The organism is Streptomyces sp. NPDC058671, assembly GCF_042716475.1.
Lineage (GTDB): Bacteria > Actinomycetota > Actinomycetes > Streptomycetales > Streptomycetaceae > Streptomyces.
In genome coordinates, this window is the sequence record NZ_JBHXSA010000009.1 from 118,983 (window position 1) to 138,946 (window position 19,964).

A 19,964-nucleotide genomic window follows, 5' to 3' on the forward strand; every position below is an offset into this window, starting at 1 on the left:
GCACCCGCCCTGCGCCCCCCACCCCCCCCCGGGGCCGTTGGGGCCCGCGGCACCGGGGGTGGGTGGGGACGCCGTCCCCCCCCCACGCCCGGCGTTCACCGCCGGGCGGCCAGCCAGGCGTCCTCCGCCGCGTAATCGAAGAAGTCCACCCCGTACTTGGCCAGACCGGGAAAGGCCTCCCGCCACTCCCGCCCCGCCAGGTGCCCGGTGAGCCACTCCACCGTCTCCGGCAGCGACCCGGCGTACGACACCACCGGCCGGTACCCCAACTCCCGCTCCGCCGCCGTCATGTCGTAGACCACCGGATGGGGCGACGTCCACGGGGTCAGCCCCACGATGCCCTCCGGTGGCGGCCCCTCGATCAGCACCGTCTCGCTCGCCGCTCCCATGACCCCGTCGATCGCCGCCCCGATCTCCGCCACCGTCGGCGCCTCCGGGTCGGCGCCGTTGAGCACCCGGCTGGCCGGATTAGACGCCGCGAGCCGGACGAGCTCCGCCAGGTTGTCCACGTGGACCGGATGGAACCGTGAGGCGCCGCCGTACGAGAGAAGGCGCACCGGCCGCCCGTCGAGCGCCCGCTTCACGAACCACAGCTCGCGCGGACCGGGGCAGTACGGCCCGTGGACGGCGCCCGCGCGCAGCAGCGTCGTCGGCAGCGCGTCACCGGCCGCGAGCAACTCCCGCTCCAGGGCCACCTTCCGCGTGCTGTACGAGGTGTCGCCCGGCGCGACCGTCGGCCAGTCCTCCGCCACCGGCACCGGATAGGCGGGAATGCCGTCCGGCTGGTCCTGGGTGTCGAAGCTGCGGCCCTTCTCGTCCTCGTAGACGGCGCCGCTCGACACCACCACCGCCGAGCCGATCCGGTCGGAGAGACCGGTCAGCTGCCCGCCGTGCCCGGCGTCGTACGCGACGATGTCGACGAGCACGTCACAGCCCTCGCCGAGCCCCGCCGCGAGCGCCCCCTCCTCGGTGCGGTCGAGCCGCACCGACCGGACCTCGCCGGGCCACCTCTCGTCCCTGACACCGCCCCGCGAGGCGGCCGTCACCTCCCAGCCGTCCGCGACGAGGGCCCGCACGGCCGCCCGTCCCACCTGTCCCGTCGCACCCAGCACGAACGCGTTTCCCTTGGTCATGGCAGGGACGCTACGGCCGCCCGGTGCCCGGGCCCAGGGCGTTGCGCCGTGCGCGGATCCGCCCTCAGCGTTCCGTCCGGGGGAACTTTCGCGGGGCCTCCCCGTCGTCCGTCCCCGCGGCCTTCACCGTCGCCGCGTACTCGTCCACGTACTCCTGACCCGACAGGCGGAGGACCTCGTACATGATCTCGTCGGTCACCGCGCGGACCACCGTCTTCTGGTCCGCCGACCCGGCGAACCGGGAGAAGTCCAGCGGCTCCCCGAACCGGATGGCGACCCGGCGGATCCTCGGCAGGACCTTCCCCGGCGGCTGGATCTCGAACGTGCCGACCATCGCGCAGGGCACCACCGGCACCCCGGCCGTCAGCGCCATCACCGCCACCCCCACCTTCCCCTTGTAGAGCCGCCCGTCGGGCGAGCGCGTCCCCTCCGGATAGATGCCGAGGAGCTCGCCGCGCTCCAGCACACCGAGCCCCTCACGGATCGCCGCCTTCCCGGCCTCCTTGCCCGACCGGTCGACCGGGATCTGACCGGCCGCCCGGAAGAACGCGGCCGTGAGCCGGCCCTTGATCCCCGGCCCGGTGAAGTACTCCTGCTTCGCGAGGAAGGTGATCCGCCGGTCGATCACCGCCGGCATCAGGAAGTGGTCGGAGAAGGAGAGGTGATTGCCCGCGACGATCGCCGCGCCCTCCTCAGGGATGTGTTCGAGCCCCTCGATCCGCGGCCTGAAGAGCAGCTTCAGGAGCGGTCCGAGCATTACGTACTTCATCAGGTGGTAGAACACCCGCAACCCCCGTTCGTCGTCCGTCACGCCACGTTGTATCCGTGTGCGGCCCCGTGGTCCACTGGTGGAGGAGCAGTCACCATGACGGGCGAGCGCGGGGCCAGACGCCCCGGCCGCGTCCTCACCGCGCTGGTGTGCGCGCTGACGGCGGCCGGGCTGTACGGCTGCTCCGACTCCGGCCCTCCCAAACCCACCCCGGTACCGACGCCTTCGCCGGCCACCACGGCGCCGGCGCCCACGACACCGGTACCCACGTCACCGGCGTCCAGCGGTCGGTCGCCGCTCACGGGGCTTCCCGCCCGGCCCGCACCCGTGCTCGCCGTCAAGATCGACAACGTGACAGCGGCCCGCCCCCACACCGGACTCGGCGCGGCCGACGTCGTCTACGTGGAACAGGTCGAGGGCGGGGTCACCCGGCTCCTCGCCGTCTACTCCTCCCGCCTCCCGGAGCTCGCGGGGCCCGTCCGCAGCGCCCGCGAATCCGACATCGAGCTGCTCGGCGCCTTCGGACGGCCGGTCCTCGCCTACTCGGGGGCGCAGTCCGCCCTGAACCCCCTGCTGCGGTCCGCGCCGCTCCACCCCGTCACCGAGGCCACCGCCCCCGGGGCCTTCCGGCGCTCCCCGGACCGGGCGGCCCCGCACAACCTCTACCTGCGGCCCGAACGGGCCCTCGCCACCGACCCCGGGGCCCGGGACGCCTCCGACATCGGCTTCCGCTTCGGGCCGGCCCCGGCCGGCGGTACCCGGGCCGACTCGGAGACCGTCCGCTTCCCCGCCGCCCGCTACACCTTCACCTGGTCCGCCGCCGACCGCGGCTGGCGGGTGGCGATGGACGGCCGCGCGGCCCGCGCCACGGACACCGGACCGCTGAACCCGTCGACGGTCGTCGTCCAGCGCGTCACCGTCCGGCCCTCCGACTTCCAGGACCGCACCGGCGCGGTGTCCCCGTACACCGAGACCGTCGGCAGAGGCACCGCGCTCGTCCTGCGCGACGGACGCGCCCACGAGGCCCGCTGGTCCCGTCCCTCGGCGTCGTCGGGCACCACCTACACCACCCCGGACGGAGCGCCACTGGCCTTCGCACCGGGGCAGACCTGGGTACTCCTGGCCCCCAAGGGCTAGGGACGCACGGGACCCGAGCCGGTCGCGGTGAGCCAGGGACGTACGACTCCCGAGCCGGTCGGTCGCGGTGACTCAGGGACGTACGGGACCCGAGCCGGTCGGCGGTCGGCGGCGGGGTCCTGACAGGCCCGCCGCGCCGTCCGACGCGGCCAGCCCGATCGTGACCATTCCCAGCACCAGCCAGCCGAACCACAGCCAGCCGCTGCTGCCGAGCGCCACGGTGTACGCCGTCGTCAGCACCAGCGCGGCGAAGGTGAGCACCGCCATCGTCTTCGTGGAACCGGACATCAGTCCGCCCTCCTCCCGACCGAGGTCACGGAAGCCGTCCCGACCATCGTGACCCCGGGAGCGGGGCGCGCGCTACTCCCCGGACGCCCCAGCGTGCGCCGAGCGCCTGGGCGGGGTCACCGCCCCCGGGTCTGGAGCGAGGCCAGATACGCGTTGTAGGCCTCCAGCTCCTTGTCCCCGTCCCGGTCGGCCTTGCGGTCCTGGCGTACCGCCTGCCGCTGCTCGGAGTGGTACCACTGGTAGACCAGCGCGATCAGCACGAGCACGGACGGGATCTCGCTGAACGCCCAGGCGATGCCGCCCGCCGCGTTCTGGTCGGCGAGCGCGTCGATCCCCAGCGAGGCCGGCGGACTCGCGTACGCCTGGACCATCGGCTCCGACGCCATCATCAGGGCGATGCCGAAGAAGGCGTGGAACGGCATGCCCGCGAACAGCTCCAGCATCCGCATCACGTAGCCCGGCCGGTGCGGGCCCGGGTCCACGCCCATGATCGGCCAGAAGAAGACCACGCCCACCATCAGGAAGTGGATCATCATCCCGATGTGGCCGGGCTTCGATCCCATCAGGAAGTCGAAGAGCGGCGTGAAGTACAGCCCGTACAGGCTCGCGATGAACATCGGGATCGTGAAGCCCGGGTGCGTGATCACCTTCATGTACCGGCTGTGCAGCAGCTTCAGGAGCAGCTCGCGCGGCCCCGTGGAACCTCGGCCCGCCACCGGCAGCGCCCGCAGCGCGAGTGTCACCGGCGCGCCGAGGAGCAGCAGGATGGGCGACAGCATGGAGATCACCATGTGCTGCACCATGTGCACGCTGAACATGACCATGCCGTAGTCGTTCAGCCTGGTGCACATGACGAGGGCGATGGTCAGCACGCCGACCGCGAAGAACACCGTCCGGCTCACCGGCCACGCGTCCCCGCGCCGCCGCAGCCGCGCCACGCCCCACCCGTACAGACCGAGCGCCGTGAGACAGCCGACCAGGAAGAAGAGGTCGGGAGAGAACTCCAGGCCCCGCCCCAGCGTGAACGGCGGCAGATCCGTGGTCATGCCGTGCCCGCTGTGATCCATCGTGTGCACTCCTGGAGCCCGATTCGTGCTTGTTGTCCGCACCAGACTAGAACCGCCCCCGGCCGCGACTGCGACCGGGGGCGGCTGTCACGCACGGGTGCCGGGTCAGAGCACGCACTCCGCCTCGGCGTAGCGGTCGGCCGGGACCGTCTTGAGCGTCTCCACGGCCTCGGCCAGCGGAACCATCGTGATGTCCGTGCCGCGCAGGGCGGTCAGCATGCCGAACTCGCCGCGGTGCGCCGCCTCGACCGCGTGCCAGCCGAAGCGGGTGGCGAGGACCCGGTCGTACGCGGTCGGGGTCCCGCCGCGCTGGACGTGCCCGAGGATCACCGGGCGGGCCTCCTTGCCCAGCCGCCGCTCCAGCTCGACGGAGAGCTGGTTGGCGACGCCGGTGAACCGCTCGTGGCCGTAGATGTCGGTGCCCGCGGTCTTGAACTCCATCGAGCCCTCGCGCGGCTTCGCGCCCTCCGCGACGACGACGATCGCGAAGCGCTTGCCGTCGGCGAAGCGGGCGCCGACCCGGGCGGTCAGCTCGTCCATGTCGAAGGGGCGCTCGGGGACGACGACGGCGTGGGCGCCGGCGGCCATGCCGGAGTGCAGCGCTATCCAGCCGGTGTGACGGCCCATGACCTCGACGACGAGGACGCGCTGGTGGGACTCGGCGGTGGTCTTCAGCCGGTCGAGAGCCTCGGTCGCGACGGTGACGGCCGTGTCGAAGCCGAAGGTCACGTCGGTGGAGGCGATGTCGTTGTCGATGGTCTTCGGGACGCCCACGATCGGGAGGCCCGCCTCGGAGAGCAGGTTCGCCGCCTTCAGGGTGCCCTCGCCGCCGATCGGGATGATCGCGTCGAGCCCCAGGTCGGCGACGTGGCCGCGGGCGCGCTCGACACCGTCGACCAGGTGCGCGGGCTGGACCCGGGAGGAGCCGAGGATGGTGCCGCCCCGGGCCAGGATGCCGCCCACCGCTTCGAGGTCGAGCTTGCGGTAGTCGGCCTCCAGAAGGCCCTTCCACCCGTCGAGGAAGCCGATGACCTCGTCACCGTGGTCGACGACGGCTCGGTGCACGACGGAACGGATGACAGCGTTCAGACCGGGGCAGTCTCCGCCGGAGGTGAGCACGCCAATGCGCATAGCCCATAAACCTTTGCAACGTGGGCCGACTCCCGGACCACGTCGTCCGGCTGGATCCCCGCCACCCTATAGCCGCAGGGTGACGGGGCCGAACCGGATGTCCGCACAGTGGACAACGTACGTTCGTACGAGGGACCGACGGAGGCCCGCGGGACGGCTCAGGCGGGCTGGGTGGCCGCCGCGATGCGCTCGCCGCGCAGCGCCTCGTACCAGCGGTCGTCGGTCGGCGGCAGCGCGTTCACATCGAGGGCCAGCTTCAGGAGCAGGTCCGCGATCTGCGGGTTGCGGGCCATGACGGGACCGTGCATGTACGTACCGAAGACGGTGTCGTTGTACGCGCCCTCGGTGCCGTCGCCGGTCCCGTTGCCCTTGCCGAGCACCGTCCGGGCGAACGGCCGGGCCGTCGGGCCGAGGTGGGTGATGCCCTGGTGGTTCTCGAAGCCCGTCAGCTGGGGGAGGCCGAGCCGCGGGTCGATGTCCGCGAGGACGTCGCCGACGCACCGCTCGCCCTCGCCGCGGGTCGAGATCACGTCGATGAGACCGAGACCGGTCTCCCGCTCGCCGATGTCGTTGATGAACTCGTGGCCCAGGATCTGGTAGCCGGCGCAGACCGAGAAGATGATCGCGCCGTTGGAGGCGGCCCGGCTCAGACCGCCGTCGCGCCGCAGCCGCTCGGCCGCGAGCCGCTGCGGACGGTCCTCGCCGCCGCCGATCAGGTAGATGTCGCCCGAGGTCGGCACCGGCTGGTCGCTGCGGACGTCGACGCGCTCGACGCTGAGACCGCGCTGCTCGGCGCGGCGCTGGACGACGAGGACGTTGCCCTGGTCGCCGTAGGTGCTGAGCAGGTCCGGGTAGACCCAGACCAGGCGCAGGCTGCTGTCAGTCATGCTGCATGTCCTCTACGGGTCAGTTGCCGACGCGGCGGCGGACGTCCTGGAAGGCGGTGTAGTTGGCGATCAGCTCGATCTGCCCGGGCGGGGCCATGGCGACGGCCTCGTCGAGCGTCTCGCAGACGCGGAAGTCGACGCCCGCGACCTCCAGCCGGACCGCGAGGTCCAGCTTCCGGTCGCCGATCACCATGATCGGGTGGCCGGCGAGCCGCCCGTAGTCCACGTCCCACAGCCAGGAGGTGTCCGTTCCGTCGGCGCCGCGGGCGTTGACGGAGAGGATCACCGGGGCGGGCGGCCCGTCGATGAGCGAGAACGTCTCCAGCCAGCCGGCCGGGTTCTTCGCGAGCAGCAGCCGCAGGTCGCGGCCCTGGAAGGAGACCACGTCGTAGCGTCCGGCGACGGCCTGCACCTGGTACATGCGCTCCAGGGCGACCTGAGGCGGCACCCCGAAGACGGCGGCGACGGCGGCCGAGCTGGTGGCGTTCGCCTTGTTGGCGCGGCCGGGCAGCTGGAGCCGGATCGGCCAGGCCGAACCGTGCGGGTCGAGCACGTGGTCGCCGCTGAGGGCCCAGCTCGGCGCGGGGCGGCGGAAGCCGCACTCGCCGCAGAACCAGTCGTCGCCCGGGCGCTGCATCACACCGCCGCAGGCGGGGCACGACCAGGCGTCGTCCTTCCACTCCTGGCCCGCGGCCACCCACACCACGTTCGGCGAGGAGGAGGCGGCCCACACGATGAGCGGGTCGTCGGCGTTGGCGACGACGACGGCCTTGGTGCCGTTGAGGCCCTCGCGCCACTTCTCGGCGAGCATCCGGGTCTCGGCGGCGCGGTCGAGCTGGTCGCGGGAGAGGTTGAGCAGCGCGATGACCTTCGGCGTGGTGTCGCGGGCGACCCCGGCGAGGTACTTCTCGTCGACCTCGATGACGCCGTACTTGGAGTCCGAGCCGCCGGCCAGCGCCGAGGTGATGCCGGCGGGCATGTTGGCGCCGAGGGCGTTGGAGACGACGGGGCCCGCGGCGCGCAGGGCCTCCGCGATCAGCCGGGTGGTCGTCGTCTTGCCGTTGGTCGCCGACACCAGGACGACGTCCAGATGCTGCGCGAGCCGGCCGAGCAGGTCGGGGTCGAGCTTCAGCGCCACCTTGCCGCCGATCACCGAACCGCTGCCGCGCCCCGCCGCCCGCGACACCGCGGCCGCGGCCCTGCCCGCCGTCACGGCCAGCTTGGCGCGCGGCGACAGCGGCTCTGGATTACCGGGGTGTCCTGACATCGTTCTTGTTCCTCCTTGCGTCGGTCCGGGCTCAGCCTATCGAGATCCGGCCAGCAGCCCGAACAGCGGCACCGCCGAGTGGCCGTGCGAAACAGCCAGGTCACGCGGACCGTACCCTTACCGGCATGCGAAACCGCCCCATCCCCGGCAGTTCCGGCCTCGTCCGGGCGATGACCCTGCTCGGCGAGCCCGTGCTGCACCGGCCCTGTGCGCCCGTCACCGACTTCGGACCCGAACTGGCCCGGCTCGTCGAGGACATGTTCGCCACGATGTACGCGGCGAACGGCGTGGGCCTGGCGGCGAACCAGGTGGGCGTGGGCCTGCGCGTCTTCGTGTACGACTGCCCCGACGACGAGGAGAACCGCCACCTGGGCCATGTGGTGAACCCGCGCCTGGTGGAGGCGGACGGCGAGGTGGTCCGGGGCCCGGAGGGCTGCCTCTCCCTGCCGGGCCTTGAAGCCCCGACGCCCCGTCACGACCGCGCGGTGGTCGAGGGCGTACGGGTGGACGGGACGCCGGTCCGTGTCGAGGGCACGGGCTTCTTCGCCCGCTGCCTCCAGCACGAGACGGACCACCTGGAGGGCGGGGTCTACGCGGACCGGGTCACCGGGTGGCGCAAGTCACGTCTCCTCCGCTCGATCCGCAAGGAGCCGTGGGGGAGCGGGGCGGGAGTGCTGGAGTCCCCGGGGTTCTCGGGGAGCTGAGGGGACTTCCTAGAACCCGGGTCCGTCCGGACGGTCGTCCGCCTGGGCGAGGCGGCCCCACAGGAGGTCGGCGAGGCTGCGGACGAGTTCGGCGCGGGAGCAGGGGCGTTCGCCGAGCCACCAGTCGCCGGCCGCGTGCATCATGCCGACGATGCCGTGGCCCCAGATCCGGGCCTGGACCTCGGCGCCGGGGCCGAGGTCGACGCGTTCGGCGATGACCTGGCCGAGCTCCTCGCCCATGCGACGGAGCAGCGGCGCGGAGTGGCGGCCGACGTCGAAGCCCTGCTCGGTCTGGTGCGACTCCTCCGCCGGGTGCATGAGGAAGCGGTAGACCTGGGGCATCGCCTCGATCGAGGCGAGATAGGTCTCCAGGGTGGCCTCGACCCGGCGGCGGCGGTCGGCGGGGGCGTCGAGCGCGGCCCGCAGGGCGGACAGGAGGGCGTCCGTGTGCCGGATGGCGAGGGCGCGGTACAGACCGCCCTTGTCGCCGAAGTGGCGGTAGAGGATCGGCTTGGTGATACCGGCCTCGGCCGCGATCGCGTTCATGGACGCCTTGGGGCCCTCCCGGAGCACCACCCGGTCCGCCGCCTCCAGCAGTTCGCGTCGCCGCTGCTCGGCGGGCGTCTGCTGGTCGGTGGTCCGGTGTGCGATGTCCATAGCGTGTCTCCCCGCCCGTGCGATTCCGTGAGGCTGTCGCAACGTAACACCCGCCCGGTGCCTGGTGCTGGCCGGGCCGAAGGGCTGCGCGGCTGGTTGACAGCCCATACCCGCCGGTAACAGACTGCTGTTACCGCAAGTAACATACAGCCGGGAGGGAACATGGGCGAGTTCACGCTCGAACTCAACGAGGACCAGAAGCAGGTCCGCGACTGGCTCCACGGCTTCGCCGCCGAGGTGATGCGCCCCGCGGCCGCCGAATGGGACGAGCGTGAGGAGACTCCCTGGCCGATCATCCAGGAAGCGGCCAAGATCGGCATCTACTCGCTCGACTTCTACGCCCAGCAGTTCTTCGACCCCACCGGCCTCGGCATCCCGATGGTGATGGAGGAGCTCTTCTGGGGCGACGCCGGTATCGCCCTCTCCATCGTCGGTACGGGCCTCGCCGCCGTCGGCGTCCTCGCCAACGGCACCGAGGAGCAGATCGGCACCTGGGTCCCGCAGATGTACGGCGACGCGAACGACATCAAGGTCGCCGCGTTCTGCTCCTCGGAGCCCGACGCCGGCTCGGACGTCGCCTCCATGCGGACGCGCGCCGTGTACGACGGGGCCAAGGACGAGTGGGTGCTCAACGGCACCAAGACCTGGGCGACGAACGGCGGCATCGCCAACGTCCACGTCGTCGTCGCCGTCGTCGACGCCGAGCTGGGCTCGAAGGGCCACGCCTCCTTCATCGTCCCGCCGAACACCCCCGGCCTCTCCCAGGGGCAGAAGTTCCAGAAGCACGGCATCCGCGCCTCCCACACCGCCGAGGTCGTCCTCGAGGACGTCCGCGTCCCCGGCCACTGCCTCCTCGGCGGCAAGGAGAAGCTGGACGAGCGCCTCGCCCGCGCCCGTGAGAAGGCGAAGGCGGGAGGCGGCGAGAGGGTGAAGAACGCCGCCATGGCCACCTTCGAGGCCTCCCGCCCGGCGGTCGGCGCCATGGCCGTCGGCACCGCCCGCGCCGCGTACGAGGTGGCCCTGGACTACGCGAAGACCCGGGTGCAGTTCGGCCGTCCGATCATCGAGAACCAGGGCGTCGCCTTCCAGCTCGCCGACATGGCCACCCGGATCGACGCGGCCCGCCTCCTCGTCTGGCGCGCCTCCTGGATGGCCACGGCGGGCAAGCCCTTCACGGCGGCCGAGGGCTCCATGTCGAAGCTCTACGCCAGCGAGGTCGCCAAGCAGGTCACCGCCCAGGCCATCCAGATCCTCGGCGGCAACGGCTACACCCGCGAGTACCCGGTGGAGCGGATGCACCGCGACGCCGCCATCTACACGATCTTCGAGGGCACGAGCGAGATCCAGCGCATGGTGATCAGCCGGGCCATCGCCAAGTAGCGGAGCAGACGAGGACGACATGCCGACGGCCCCGCACCGGCTCGGTGCGGGGCCGTCGGCATGCGCGCCGGAGGGCCGCCGCTCAGGCGGCGAGCTCCTGCCCCGTCTGTACCGCATCGGTCCAGGCGGCCACGAGCACCTGGTAGATCCGCTGCTCGTCCGCCGTCAGCGGGCGACGCTCCTCACCGGCGCGGACCCAGAGGGTGCGGATCGCGTCGTTCAGGGCGGTGGGGCCAGGGGCCCCCGTGTGCGGAGGGGTATCGGACATGACGTCCAGCGTAGGCGCTGGGTACGACAGACCTGGTCTCCGACAGACGTGGGATCCGCCACGCCCCCCGGCCGGAGTGCGGCCGGGGGGCGTGGCGAGCGACCTCACACCAGGCAGAACTCGTTGCCCTCCGGGTCCTGGAGGACCACCGCGTAGTAGTCCATGCCGTTCGGCTCGTCCATCGTGTAGAGGACGGACGCGCCGAGCGCTGTGAGCCGGGACACCTCCCCGTCCACCCGCTCCCGGCGCAGGGCGAGCGGGACGTCACGGCCGCCGCCGACCTTGAGGTCCAGATGGACCCGGTTCTTGACGGTCTTGGGCTCCGGGACCCGCTGGAACCAGACCCGGGGCCCGACGCCCCTCGGGTCGACGATGGACTCCGGCAGCTCCCCGGCGTCGTCGCCCAGCTCCTCCTCGGGCACGCCGATCGCCGCCCAGTACTCCCGCCAGGTGGCGTTCCCGGCGGGCGGCGGATCCGGGACGTACCGCAGGGCCTCCAGCCAGAAGGGCACCAGCCGCTGGGGGTCGGCGCAGTCGATCGTCAGTTGCAGGGTCAGCTCGGGTCGCTCCATGGGACGAGGCTCTCAGACGCCACTGACAACGGCGGAACGGCGGGAGCATGAGGATCGGAACAAGCCAACCGGCCAGATCCGGCCGGGTGTTCGGCTCCTGCTACCTGTGGGTTACTTCACGGGGGGACAATCGCCCCGCAGGCGACGATCGAGGGGGAACCGTCCATGACCATCACCACCGGTACCGAAGCACCCGAACTCGCGGGACTGCCGCTGCTCGGCTCCATGTTCGACCTCAAGAACGACTCCCTCGGCACCTTCCTGCGCGCCCGGCGCGAGCACGGCGACGTCGTGCGGATCACCGCGGGACCGCCCGGCATGCGATCCGTCGTCTACGGAGTCTTCTCCGCCGACGGCGCTCAGCAGGTCCTCGCCGGGGAATCGGCCAACTTCCGCAAGGACAACCACTTCTACCAGGAGGTCCGCGAGTCCTTCGGCAACGGGCTGCTCACCAGCCAGGACGAGGACTACCTCCGCCAGCGCCGGCTCGTCCAGCCGCTCTTCACCCGCCGCCGCGTCGACGGCTACGCCTCCGCCGTCGCCGCCGAGGTCACCACCCTCACCGGCGAGTGGAAGGACGGCGCCGGAACCGTCGACGTCCTCCAGGAGATGGCCCGCCTCGCCCTGCGCGCCGTCGCCCGCATCCTCTTCGGCACGGACGTCGACGCCGCCGTCGAGATCGTCGAGCGCAGCTTCCCCGAACTCGGCGCCTACGTGCTGCGCCGCGGCTACTCCCCGGTGAACGTGCCCCGTGACTGGCCCACTCCCGGCAACCGCAAGGCCGCCGCCGTCCACCAGGCCCTGTACGAGGTCTGCGACCGCATCATCGCCCAGCGCCGGGTCTCCGACCGGGGCCCCGGTGAGGGCGACGACCTCCTCACCCTCCTCGCCGAGGCCGAGAGCGCCGAGGACGGCAGCTTCGACGCGACCGAGCTGCGCGAACAGGTCCTCGTCTTCCTGCTCGCCGGCCACGAGACGACCGCCACCTCGCTCGGCTTCGCCCTGCACCTGCTCGCCCTCCACCCGGAGGCGCAGAAGCGGGCCCACGAGGAGGTGGACCGCGTCCTCGGCGGCCGCGATCCCGGCGCCGCCGACCTGGACGCTCTGCCCTACGTCACCCAGGTCCTCAAGGAGGCCATGCGGCTCTTCCCCGCAGCCCCCGTCATCGGGCGCCGCGCCGTCGCCGCCACCCGGATCGGCGGGGTCACCATCCCGGCGGGCGCGGACGTCATCGTCGCCCCCTGGGTCACCCACCGCCACCCGGACTACTGGGAGGACGCGGAGCGCTTCGACCCGGACCGCTTCACCCCCGAGGCGGAGGCGGCCCGCCCCCGGTACGCGTGGTTCCCCTTCGGCGGCGGCCCCCGCGCCTGCATCGGCCAGCACTTCTCGATGCTGGAGTCGGTGATCGCCCTCGCGATGATCCTCCAGCGGTACGGCTTCGAGGCCGTCGACACCGAGGTGCCCGTCGCCCCCGCGATCACCCTCCAGGCCACGGGCCCGGCCCGCTGCCGCCTCACGCCCAGGACGGCCTGACGTCCTTCGTCGGGGTCGGACCGTGAGCCCGGCATGCTCCGGACGTGATGCCCTAGCCGGCCCGTCCGTCGCCCTGCCGTCGGGTCGCGACGACGACCGTCGCCCACCCATCCTCCGAGGTGATCACCTCGGGGGCGAGCAGGCCGCCCGAGACCTCCGCGAGGGCCTCCACGGCCCCCTCCGCCTGCCGTTCGCCGGTCTCCACGAGGAGGTGTCCGCCGGGCGCCAGCCACTCCGGCGCCCCGGCGGCGACCCGGCGCAGCACGTCGAGACCGTCCCGGCCGCCGTCCAGCGTGACGAGCGGCTCGTGGTCCCGTGCCTCCGCGGGCAGGAGCCCGATCTCGTCGGTCGGTACGTACGGCACGTTGGCGACCAGGATCTCGACCCGGCCCCGCAGCTCCGCGGGCAGCGGAGCGAAGAGATCGCCCTCGTGCACCCGCCCGCCGCGCGGCTCGACGTTCCGCCGGGCGCAGCGCACCGCCGCGGGTTCGATGTCCGCGGCGTGCACCTCCGCGCCCCGGACCCGGTCGAGCAGCACCGCGCCCGCGGCGCCGGAGCCGCAGCACAGGTCGACGCAGACGGCGCCCGGCCGTGCCAGCTCCACCGCGCGCCCGACGAGGAACTCCGTACGCCGCCGGGGGACGAAGACCCCGCCGTCGACCTCGATCCGCAACCCGCCGAACGCGGCCCAGCCGACGACGTGCTCCAGCGGCAGCCCCGCGGCCCGCCGCTCGACCATCAGGTCGAGCTCGTCGGGCCCGGAGGCGGCCGCCAGCAGCATCTCCGCCTCCTCCTCGGCGAAGACACAGCCCGCGGCCCGCAGCCGGTCGACGACGCCCGTCTCAGGCAAGCTGGGCCTCGATCGCGGCGACGACCTCGGGCGCGTCCGGCTCGGTGCGCGGACGGAAGCGGGTGACGTGGCCGTCGCGGCCGATCAGGAACTTCTCGAAGTTCCACTGGACGTCGCCGGCCTCGCCCTCGGCGTCGGCGGTCTTGACCAGCTCCGCGTAGAGCGGGTGGCGGGCCTCACCGTTGACGTCGGTCTTCTCCAGGAGCGGGAAGGACACCCCGTACGTCGCCGAACAGAAGGTCTGGATCTCCTCGGCGCTGCCCGGCTCCTGGCCCGCGAACTGGTTGCAGGGCACCCCGAGCACGGTGAGACCGCGCTCCCCGTACTCCTTCTGCAGCCGCTCGAGACCGGCGTACTGCGGGGTCAGCCCGCACTTGGAGGCCACGTTCACCACCAGGACCGCGCGGTCCCGGTAGTCGGCGAGGGAGACCGGCTCGCCGGTCAGGGACGTCAGCGGAATATCGTACAGACTCATGGACTGCTCCTTGAGGGAAATGGGGTTTGATCTCAACATGGGAGACGAACCGCTGGCAATCGACTTCGATTCCGCGCCGGAGGAGGGGCCGCGCCGGGTGCGCTGCCGCCTCTGCGGCCGGCCCCTCACCGGCGCGGACTCGCGCCGCACCGGTCTCGGCCCGACCTGCGACGCGAAACTCCACCCCCCGGCCCCCGACATCCGCGCCCGCCGCCACGAGGTCGAGCAGGACGCCCTGCCGGGCATCGACCGCGCCCTGTAAGGCAGTCGGGCAGCCGGAACCCGGTGACGCTACCAGTCCGCAAACCGCTGGCCCAGCTGTTTCCCCGGCCAGCAGAGTGGGCGCCGATGAGAGCGAAACCCGAGCTACCGGAGTCCTGAGATGTCCACCCTGCGCGTCACCGCCGAAGTCCTCACCGTCCACCCCCATCCGAACGCCGACGCCCTGGAACTGGCCCAGGTCGGGCTCTACCGGGCCGTCGTCGCCAAGGGCGCCTACCGGACCGGCGACGTCGCCGTCTACATCCCGGAGCAGGCCGTGCTGCCCGCCGCGCTCGTCGACGAGCTCGGGCTCACCGGACGGCTCGCCGGGAAGCAGTCGGACCGGGTGAAGGCGGTGCGGCTGCGAGGGGAGCTCTCGCAGGGGATCGTGTGCAGGCCCGGGGCGCTCGGGGACGTCGACCTGGCACGGGCCGTGGCCGAGGGGACCGACTTCGCGCAGACGCTCGGCATCGTCAAGTGGGCGCCGCCGATACCGCCGACGATGAGCGGCGACGTCGAGGCCGCGCCCGACCTGCTGTCCTGGGTCGACATCGAGAACCTCCAGCGCTACCCCGGCATCTTCGAGCCCGGGGAGCCCGTCGTCCTGACGGAGAAGCTGCACGGCACGGCCTGCCTGCTGACCTACCACGCCGAGGAGGGGCGGGTCCAGGTCTCGTCGAAGGGTTTCGGGGCGAAGGGTCTGGCCCTCACGGAGGACCCGCGCAACCTGTACTGGCGCGCCGTCCACGGCCACGGCCTGCCCGCCGTCGCCGAGCGGCTGGCGAAACGTCTCGGCGCCCGCCGCGTCGGCCTCTTCGGTGAGGTGTACGGCTCCGGGGTTCAGGACCTCGCGTACGGCGCCGACGCCCGGTCCGCGACCGTCGGCTACGCGCTCTTCGACGTCTCGGCCGAGATCGACGGCAGGGTGCACTGGCTGGACCCCGCGGAGGTCCTGGAGGCCGGCGAGGTCCCGCTCGTCCCGCGGCTGTACTCCGGCCCGTACGACCTGGACACCGTCCTCGCCCACGCGACCGGCCGGGAGACCGTCTCCGGGCGGGCGGCGCACCTGCGGGAGGGCGTCGTCATCCGGCCCGCGACCGAGCGCTACAGCCCGGTCGTCGGCGGCCGGGCCATCGCCAAGGCGGTCAGCCCGGCCTACCTCACCCGCAAGGGCGGCACCGAGTACGAGTGAGACAGAGGGCTCAACCGAGCGCGCGGAACAGGCCCTCCTGCACCACCGACACCAGGAGCCGGCCCTCGCGGTCGTAGATCCGGCCCCGCGCGAGTCCCCGGCCGCCCGTGGCGATCGGGGACTCCTGGTCGTAGAGGAACCACTCGTCCGCGCGGAACGGGCGGTGGAACCACATCGCGTGGTCGAGCGAGGCCATGTCGAAGCCGCGCGGGCCCCAGAGCGGCTCGACCGGGATCCGGACCGCGTCCAGGAGCGTCATGTCCGAGGCGTACGTCAGGGCGCAGGTGTGGACCAGCGGGTCGTCGCCCAGCGGACCGACGGCCCGCATCCACACCGCGGAGCGCGGGTCCGCGCCCTTGACCTCCTCCGCGGTCCAGCGCAGCCGGTCCACGTACCGGATGTCGAAGGGCTGACGGCGGGCCATCCGCTCCAAAGCCTCCGGCAGCGCCCCGAGGTGCTCGCGGATCTCGTCCGCGAGGTTCGGCAGGCTGTCCGGGTCGGTCAGGTGCCGCGGCGGCAGCTGATGCTCGAAGGCACCCTCCTCCGGCTGGTGGAAGGAAGCCGTGAGATTGAAGATCGTCCGCCCCTCCTGCACGGCCGTGACCCGGCGGGTCGTGAAGGAGCGCCCGTCCCGCACCCGCTCCACCTGGTACACGATCGGCACCCCCGGCCGGCCCGGCCGCAGGAAGTAGGCGTGCAGCGAGTGCACCGGCCGGTCGCGCTCCGTGGTGCGTCCGGCCGCCACCAGGGCCTGCCCGGCGACCTGCCCGCCGAAGACCCGCTGCAGCGACTCCTCCGGGCTGCGCCCACGGAAGATGTTGACCTCGATCTGCTCCAGGTCGAGCAGGTCCACGAGCCTCTCGGCGGGATTCGTCACGGCTGAACTCCCCTTCTACAGCTGTCCGACGGACGTCACACGGACCACCGCGCGGCCCTCCTCGTCGGAGGCCGCGAGATCCACCTCCGCGCTGATGCCCCAGTCATGGTCGCCGTTCGGGTCGGCGAAGGTCTGCCGGACGCGCCACAGGCCGTGCGCCGCGTCCTCCTCGATGGCGAGCAGCTTCGGGCCGCGCGCGTCCGGGCCCGTACCGAGGTCGTCGTACTCGTCCCAGTACGCGTCCATCGCGTCGCCCCACGCGTCCGCGTCCCAGCCGGACTCGGCGTCCAGCTCCCCGAGCGCGGTCAGGTTGTCGAGGGCGGCCAACTCCACCCGGCGGAACATGGCGTTGCGCACCAGGACCCGGAAGGCGCGGGCGTTGGCCGTGACCGGCTTGACCTGGTCGGCCTTCTCCTGGGCCTCCTCGGCCGTCTGGACCTCCGGGTTGGCGAGCTGCTCCCACTCGTCGAGCAGCGAGGAGTCCACCTGGCGCACCATCTCGCCCAGCCAGGCGATCAGGTCCTCCAGGTCCTCGGTCTTCAGGTCGTCCGGGATGGTGTGGTCGAGCGCCTTGTACGCGCTCGCGAGGTAGCGCAGGACGATGCCCTCGGTCCGCGCCAGCTCGTACCAGGAGGTGAACTCGGTGAAGGTCATCGCCCGTTCGTACATGTCGCGGATCACCGACTTCGGCGACACCGGGTGGTCGCCGACCCACGGGTGCGACGTCCGGTAGACGTTGTACGCGTGCCAGAGCAACTCCTCCAGCGGCTTCGGGTACGAGATGTCCTGGAGCCGCTCCATCCGCTCCTCGTACTCGACGCCGTCCGCCTTCATCTGCCCGACGGCCTCGCCGCGCGCCTTGTTCTGCATGGCGGCGAGGATCTGGCGCGGGTCGTCGAGCGTCGACTCGAGGACGGAGACCATGTCCAGGGCGTACGAGGGGGACTTCGGGTCGAGCAGGTCGAAGGCGGCGAGCGCGAACGTCGACAGCGGCTGGTTGAGCGCGAAGTCCTGCTGGAGGTCGACCGTCAGCCGGATCCTGCGGCCCTCGGCGTCCGGGGTGGGCAGCTGTTCCACGACCCCGCCGTCGAGCAGCGAGCGGTAGATCGCGATGGCCCGGCGGATGTGCCGCAGCTGCGCCTTGCGCGGCTCGTGGTTGTCCTCGAGGAGCTTGCGCATCGCCTCGAAGGCGTCGCCCGGCCGGGCGATCACCGAGAGCAGCATGATGTTGGTGACCTTGAAGCGGGAGGTCAGCGGCTCCGGCTCGGCGCCGATGAGCCGCTCGAAGGTGGTGTCGCTCCAGGCGACGAAGCCCTCGGGGGCCTTCTTGCGGACCACCTTGCGGCGCTTCTTCGGGTCGTCGCCGGCCTTGGCGAGCGCCTTCTCGTTCTCGATGACGTGCTCGGGTGCCTGGGCGACCACGTACCCGGCGGTGTCGAAGCCGGCCCGGCCGGCCCGGCCCGCGATCTGGTGGAACTCACGGGCGCGCAGCGTGCGCACCCGGGTGCCGTCGTACTTGGTGAGGGCGGTGAAGAGCACCGTGCGGATCGGCACGTTCACGCCCACGCCGAGGGTGTCCGTGCCGCAGATCACCTTGAGCAGGCCCGCCTGGGCCAGCTTCTCGACGAGCCGCCGGTACTTCGGCAGCATGCCCGCGTGGTGCACGCCGATGCCGTGGCGGACGTAACGCGAGAGGTTCTGGCCGAACTTGGTGGTGAAGCGGAAGTTGCCGATCAGCTCGGCGATCCTGTCCTTCTCCTCGCGGGTGCACATGTTGATGCTCATCAGCGACTGCGCGCGCTCGACGGCCTGCGCCTGCGTGAAGTGCACGATGTAGACCGGTGCCTGGCGGGTCTCCAGGAGCTCCGTCAGGGTCTCCGTGATCGGGGTGAGCACGTACTCGTAGGAGAGGGGCACCGGGCGGGACGCGGAGCGGACCACGGAGGTCGGCCGGCCCGTGCGCCGGGTCAGGTCCTTCTCGAACATCGACACGTCGCCGAGCGTCGCCGACATGAGGACGAACTGCGCCTGGGGGAGTTCGAGGAGCGGGATCTGCCAGGCCCAGCCGCGGTCCTGCTCGGCGTAGAAGTGGAACTCGTCCATGACGACCTGGCCGATGTCGGCGTACCGGCCGTCCCGCAGCGCGATCGACGCCAGCACCTCGGCGGTGCAGCAGATGATCGGGGCGTCCGCGTTCACGGACGCGTCGCCGGTCAGCATGCCGACGTTCTCGGTGCCGAAGAGCTTGCACAGGTCGAAGAACTTCTCCGACACCAGCGCCTTGATCGGCGCCGTGTAGAACGTCACCTGGTCGTTCGCGAGCGCGGTGAAGTGCGCCGCCGCCGCGACCAGTGACTTTCCCGACCCGGTGGGCGTGGACAAGATCACGTTGGCCCCGGAGACGACCTCGATCAGCGCCTCTTCCTGGGCCGGGTAGAGCGTGATGCCCCGGTCCTCGGCCCAGGAGGAGAAGGCCTCGAAAAGGGCGTCGGGGTCGGCGGTCGGCGGCAGCTGATCGATAAGGGTCACGCCCCCATCTTGCCTGGATTCCGCTCGGATGAGGGAACCGGCCACAGGCAGCCAAGATCACGGACGATAGGCTCGTCCGTCGACCGGTCGTCAACTGAGCGCCGGCAGGGGAGAAACGGGGCGGACCGACCATGATGGGACCGGCGCATTCGCTGTCCGGAGCGGCGGCCTGGCTGGGCGTCGGAGCGCTGGCGGCGGCCTACGACCGGCCGATGCCCTGGCCGGTTCTCGTCGTCGGCGCGCTCATCTGCGCGGGGGCCGCCCTCGCCCCCGACCTCGACCACAAGTCCGCGACCATCTCCCGCGCCTTCGGGCCGGTCTCCAAGCTCCTCTGCGAGATCGTCGACAAGCTGTCGTACGCCGTCTACAAGGCGACCCGCTCCACCGCCGACCCCCGCCGGTCGGGCGGGCACCGGACCCTCACCCACACCTGGCTCTGGGCGGTCCTCATCGGCGGCGGGGCCTCCGCCGCGGCGGTCACCGGCGGCCGGTGGGCGGTGCTCGCCCTCCTCTTCGTCCATCTGGTGCTCGCGGTGGAGGGCCTGCTGTGGCGGGCCGCCCGGATGTCCAGCGACGTCCTGGTCTGGCTGCTCGGCGCGACCAGCGCCTGGATCCTCGCGGGCGTCCTCGACCAGCCCGGCAACGGCGCCGACTGGTTCTTCACCGGCCCCGGCCAGGAATACCTGTGGCTCGGCCTCCCGATCGTCCTCGGCGCCCTCGTCCACGACATCGGGGACGCCCTGACCGTCTCCGGCTGCCCCATCCTGTGGCCCATCCCGGTCGGCCGGAAACGCTGGTACCCGATCGGCCCGCCGAAGGCCATGCGCTTCCGGGCCGGCAGCTGGGTCGAGCTCAAGGTCCTGATGCCCGCCTTCATGCTCCTGGGCGGCGCGGGCGGCGCCTCCGCCCTCGGGTTCATCTGAGGGGTACGGAAGGGGTACGCGGACGGGGGCGTGCGCGACGAGGGGGCCCGCACCGGACGAC

Annotated in this window: 21 protein-coding genes; 7 read left to right on the top strand and 14 right to left on the bottom strand. The window is 72.2% G+C overall.

Annotation, left to right across the window (positions count from 1 at the left end):
• Nucleotides 1-95: 95 nt before the first annotated feature.
• Both ACFWV2_RS13865 and ACFWV2_RS13870 read right to left on the bottom strand, forming a co-directional pair.
• Nucleotides 96-1,133: an NAD-dependent epimerase/dehydratase family protein gene (locus tag ACFWV2_RS13865; RefSeq protein WP_384405200.1), complete on the bottom strand. Its 1,038-nt coding sequence runs from the start codon at nt 1,131-1,133 to the stop codon at nt 96-98.
• 64 nt (nt 1,134-1,197) lie between these two features.
• A complete protein-coding gene (locus ACFWV2_RS13870; protein ID WP_384405335.1) occupies nt 1,198-1,917 on the bottom strand; it encodes a lysophospholipid acyltransferase family protein in 720 nt (239 codons plus the stop codon).
• Between the two features lie 81 nt (nt 1,918-1,998).
• On the opposite strand from ACFWV2_RS13870, the gene ACFWV2_RS13875 reads away from it, so the two are divergent.
• On the top strand, nt 1,999-3,039 hold the full coding sequence (locus tag ACFWV2_RS13875) for a DUF3048 domain-containing protein (RefSeq protein WP_384405201.1): 1,041 nt from the start codon (nt 1,999-2,001) through the stop codon (nt 3,037-3,039).
• A 72-nt stretch (nt 3,040-3,111) separates the two neighbouring features.
• Here ACFWV2_RS13875 and ACFWV2_RS13880 read toward each other — a convergent pair whose 3' ends face one another.
• From ACFWV2_RS13880 to ACFWV2_RS13900, 5 genes are all read right to left on the bottom strand, one after another.
• Nucleotides 3,112-3,327 (bottom strand): hypothetical protein, encoded by a 216-nt coding sequence (locus ACFWV2_RS13880; protein WP_360791726.1) that lies wholly within the window; start codon nt 3,325-3,327, stop codon nt 3,112-3,114.
• A 116-nt stretch (nt 3,328-3,443) separates the two neighbouring features.
• Nucleotides 3,444-4,394: a cytochrome c oxidase assembly protein gene (locus tag ACFWV2_RS13885; protein WP_384405202.1), complete on the bottom strand. Its 951-nt coding sequence runs from the start codon at nt 4,392-4,394 to the stop codon at nt 3,444-3,446.
• Between the two features lie 105 nt (nt 4,395-4,499).
• The gene (locus tag ACFWV2_RS13890; RefSeq protein WP_360791398.1) at nt 4,500-5,525 is read right to left on the bottom strand and encodes a 6-phosphofructokinase; all 1,026 of its coding nucleotides are present in this window, start codon (nt 5,523-5,525) and stop codon (nt 4,500-4,502) included.
• 158 nt (nt 5,526-5,683) lie between these two features.
• Nucleotides 5,684-6,412 carry a type 1 glutamine amidotransferase gene (locus ACFWV2_RS13895; RefSeq protein WP_384405203.1) on the bottom strand — a complete coding sequence of 243 codons (729 nt, stop codon included), beginning with the start codon at nt 6,410-6,412 and terminating at the stop codon, nt 5,684-5,686.
• A gap of 19 nt (nt 6,413-6,431) precedes the next feature.
• On the bottom strand, nt 6,432-7,679 hold the full coding sequence (locus tag ACFWV2_RS13900; RefSeq protein WP_384405204.1) for a MurT ligase domain-containing protein: 1,248 nt from the start codon (nt 7,677-7,679) through the stop codon (nt 6,432-6,434).
• 125 nt (nt 7,680-7,804) lie between these two features.
• Here ACFWV2_RS13900 and def point away from each other — a divergent pair, with 125 nt between their 5' ends.
• The gene (def, locus tag ACFWV2_RS13905) at nt 7,805-8,383 is read left to right on the top strand and encodes a peptide deformylase (RefSeq protein WP_384405205.1); all 579 of its coding nucleotides are present in this window, start codon (nt 7,805-7,807) and stop codon (nt 8,381-8,383) included.
• Nucleotides 8,384-8,392: 9 nt separating this feature from the next.
• Here def and ACFWV2_RS13910 read toward each other — a convergent pair whose 3' ends face one another.
• Nucleotides 8,393-9,040, bottom strand: coding sequence for a TetR family transcriptional regulator (locus tag ACFWV2_RS13910; protein WP_384405206.1), 648 nt, complete (start codon nt 9,038-9,040; stop codon nt 8,393-8,395).
• 162 nt (nt 9,041-9,202) lie between these two features.
• On the opposite strand from ACFWV2_RS13910, the gene ACFWV2_RS13915 reads away from it, so the two are divergent.
• Nucleotides 9,203-10,420, top strand: coding sequence for an acyl-CoA dehydrogenase family protein (locus tag ACFWV2_RS13915; RefSeq protein WP_384405207.1), 1,218 nt, complete (start codon nt 9,203-9,205; stop codon nt 10,418-10,420).
• A gap of 82 nt (nt 10,421-10,502) precedes the next feature.
• On the opposite strand, the gene ACFWV2_RS13920 is transcribed toward ACFWV2_RS13915, so the two are convergent.
• The gene (locus ACFWV2_RS13920; RefSeq protein ID WP_384405208.1) at nt 10,503-10,688 is read right to left on the bottom strand and encodes a hypothetical protein; all 186 of its coding nucleotides are present in this window, start codon (nt 10,686-10,688) and stop codon (nt 10,503-10,505) included.
• A gap of 104 nt (nt 10,689-10,792) precedes the next feature.
• Entirely contained in the window at nt 10,793-11,260 is a 468-nt protein-coding gene (locus ACFWV2_RS13925; protein WP_384405209.1) for a VOC family protein, read from the bottom strand.
• Between the two features lie 165 nt (nt 11,261-11,425).
• On the opposite strand from ACFWV2_RS13925, the gene ACFWV2_RS13930 reads away from it, so the two are divergent.
• Nucleotides 11,426-12,796 carry a cytochrome P450 gene (locus ACFWV2_RS13930; protein WP_384405210.1) on the top strand — a complete coding sequence of 457 codons (1,371 nt, stop codon included), beginning with the start codon at nt 11,426-11,428 and terminating at the stop codon, nt 12,794-12,796.
• 52 nt (nt 12,797-12,848) lie between these two features.
• On the opposite strand, the gene ACFWV2_RS13935 is transcribed toward ACFWV2_RS13930, so the two are convergent.
• Both ACFWV2_RS13935 and ACFWV2_RS13940 read right to left on the bottom strand, forming a co-directional pair.
• Complete coding sequence (locus ACFWV2_RS13935; protein WP_384405211.1) at nt 12,849-13,646, bottom strand: putative protein N(5)-glutamine methyltransferase; 798 nt, start codon at nt 13,644-13,646, stop codon at nt 12,849-12,851.
• Nucleotides 13,639-14,121 carry a glutathione peroxidase gene (locus ACFWV2_RS13940; protein ID WP_384405212.1) on the bottom strand — a complete coding sequence of 161 codons (483 nt, stop codon included), beginning with the start codon at nt 14,119-14,121 and terminating at the stop codon, nt 13,639-13,641. The genes ACFWV2_RS13935 and ACFWV2_RS13940 overlap by 8 nt, the downstream gene beginning before the upstream one ends.
• A gap of 37 nt (nt 14,122-14,158) precedes the next feature.
• Between ACFWV2_RS13940 and ACFWV2_RS13945 the strand changes: the two genes are divergently transcribed.
• Together ACFWV2_RS13945 and ACFWV2_RS13950 are read left to right on the top strand one after the other, a co-directional pair.
• The gene (locus tag ACFWV2_RS13945) at nt 14,159-14,383 is read left to right on the top strand and encodes a DUF6011 domain-containing protein (protein WP_384405213.1); all 225 of its coding nucleotides are present in this window, start codon (nt 14,159-14,161) and stop codon (nt 14,381-14,383) included.
• A gap of 120 nt (nt 14,384-14,503) precedes the next feature.
• A complete protein-coding gene (locus ACFWV2_RS13950) occupies nt 14,504-15,574 on the top strand; it encodes an RNA ligase (ATP) (protein WP_384405214.1) in 1,071 nt (356 codons plus the stop codon).
• A gap of 10 nt (nt 15,575-15,584) precedes the next feature.
• Here the strand turns inward: ACFWV2_RS13950 and ACFWV2_RS13955 are convergent, their stop codons facing one another.
• The gene (locus ACFWV2_RS13955; RefSeq protein WP_384405215.1) at nt 15,585-16,451 is read right to left on the bottom strand and encodes an acyl-CoA thioesterase; all 867 of its coding nucleotides are present in this window, start codon (nt 16,449-16,451) and stop codon (nt 15,585-15,587) included.
• Nucleotides 16,452-16,466: 15 nt separating this feature from the next.
• Complete coding sequence (locus ACFWV2_RS13960) at nt 16,467-18,980, bottom strand: DEAD/DEAH box helicase (RefSeq protein WP_384405216.1); 2,514 nt, start codon at nt 18,978-18,980, stop codon at nt 16,467-16,469.
• A 131-nt stretch (nt 18,981-19,111) separates the two neighbouring features.
• Between ACFWV2_RS13960 and ACFWV2_RS13965 the strand changes: the two genes are divergently transcribed.
• Entirely contained in the window at nt 19,112-19,903 is a 792-nt protein-coding gene (locus tag ACFWV2_RS13965) for a metal-dependent hydrolase (protein ID WP_384405217.1), read from the top strand.
• The last annotated feature ends 61 nt before the right edge of the window (nt 19,904-19,964 follow it).

What these genes read in the sequence shown, in the direction of transcription:
- ACFWV2_RS13865 (WP_384405200.1), bottom strand. Translation starts at nt 1,133, where the DNA reads ATGACCAAGGGAAACGCGTTCGTGCTGGGTGCGACGGGACAGGTGGGA.
- ACFWV2_RS13875 (WP_384405201.1), top strand. Translation starts at nt 1,999, where the DNA reads ATGACGGGCGAGCGCGGGGCCAGACGCCCCGGCCGCGTCCTCACCGCG.
- ACFWV2_RS13880 (WP_360791726.1), bottom strand. Translation starts at nt 3,327, where the DNA reads ATGTCCGGTTCCACGAAGACGATGGCGGTGCTCACCTTCGCCGCGCTG.
- ACFWV2_RS13885 (WP_384405202.1), bottom strand. Translation starts at nt 4,394, where the DNA reads ATGGATCACAGCGGGCACGGCATGACCACGGATCTGCCGCCGTTCACG.
- ACFWV2_RS13890 (WP_360791398.1), bottom strand. Translation starts at nt 5,525, where the DNA reads ATGCGCATTGGCGTGCTCACCTCCGGCGGAGACTGCCCCGGTCTGAAC.
- ACFWV2_RS13895 (WP_384405203.1), bottom strand. Translation starts at nt 6,412, where the DNA reads ATGACTGACAGCAGCCTGCGCCTGGTCTGGGTCTACCCGGACCTGCTC.
- ACFWV2_RS13900 (WP_384405204.1), bottom strand. Translation starts at nt 7,679, where the DNA reads ATGTCAGGACACCCCGGTAATCCAGAGCCGCTGTCGCCGCGCGCCAAG.
- def (WP_384405205.1), top strand. Translation starts at nt 7,805, where the DNA reads ATGCGAAACCGCCCCATCCCCGGCAGTTCCGGCCTCGTCCGGGCGATG.
- ACFWV2_RS13910 (WP_384405206.1), bottom strand. Translation starts at nt 9,040, where the DNA reads ATGGACATCGCACACCGGACCACCGACCAGCAGACGCCCGCCGAGCAG.
- ACFWV2_RS13915 (WP_384405207.1), top strand. Translation starts at nt 9,203, where the DNA reads ATGGGCGAGTTCACGCTCGAACTCAACGAGGACCAGAAGCAGGTCCGC.
- ACFWV2_RS13920 (WP_384405208.1), bottom strand. Translation starts at nt 10,688, where the DNA reads ATGTCCGATACCCCTCCGCACACGGGGGCCCCTGGCCCCACCGCCCTG.
- ACFWV2_RS13925 (WP_384405209.1), bottom strand. Translation starts at nt 11,260, where the DNA reads ATGGAGCGACCCGAGCTGACCCTGCAACTGACGATCGACTGCGCCGAC.
- ACFWV2_RS13930 (WP_384405210.1), top strand. Translation starts at nt 11,426, where the DNA reads ATGACCATCACCACCGGTACCGAAGCACCCGAACTCGCGGGACTGCCG.
- ACFWV2_RS13940 (WP_384405212.1), bottom strand. Translation starts at nt 14,121, where the DNA reads ATGAGTCTGTACGATATTCCGCTGACGTCCCTGACCGGCGAGCCGGTC.
- ACFWV2_RS13945 (WP_384405213.1), top strand. Translation starts at nt 14,159, where the DNA reads ATGGGAGACGAACCGCTGGCAATCGACTTCGATTCCGCGCCGGAGGAG.
- ACFWV2_RS13950 (WP_384405214.1), top strand. Translation starts at nt 14,504, where the DNA reads ATGTCCACCCTGCGCGTCACCGCCGAAGTCCTCACCGTCCACCCCCAT.
- ACFWV2_RS13965 (WP_384405217.1), top strand. Translation starts at nt 19,112, where the DNA reads ATGATGGGACCGGCGCATTCGCTGTCCGGAGCGGCGGCCTGGCTGGGC.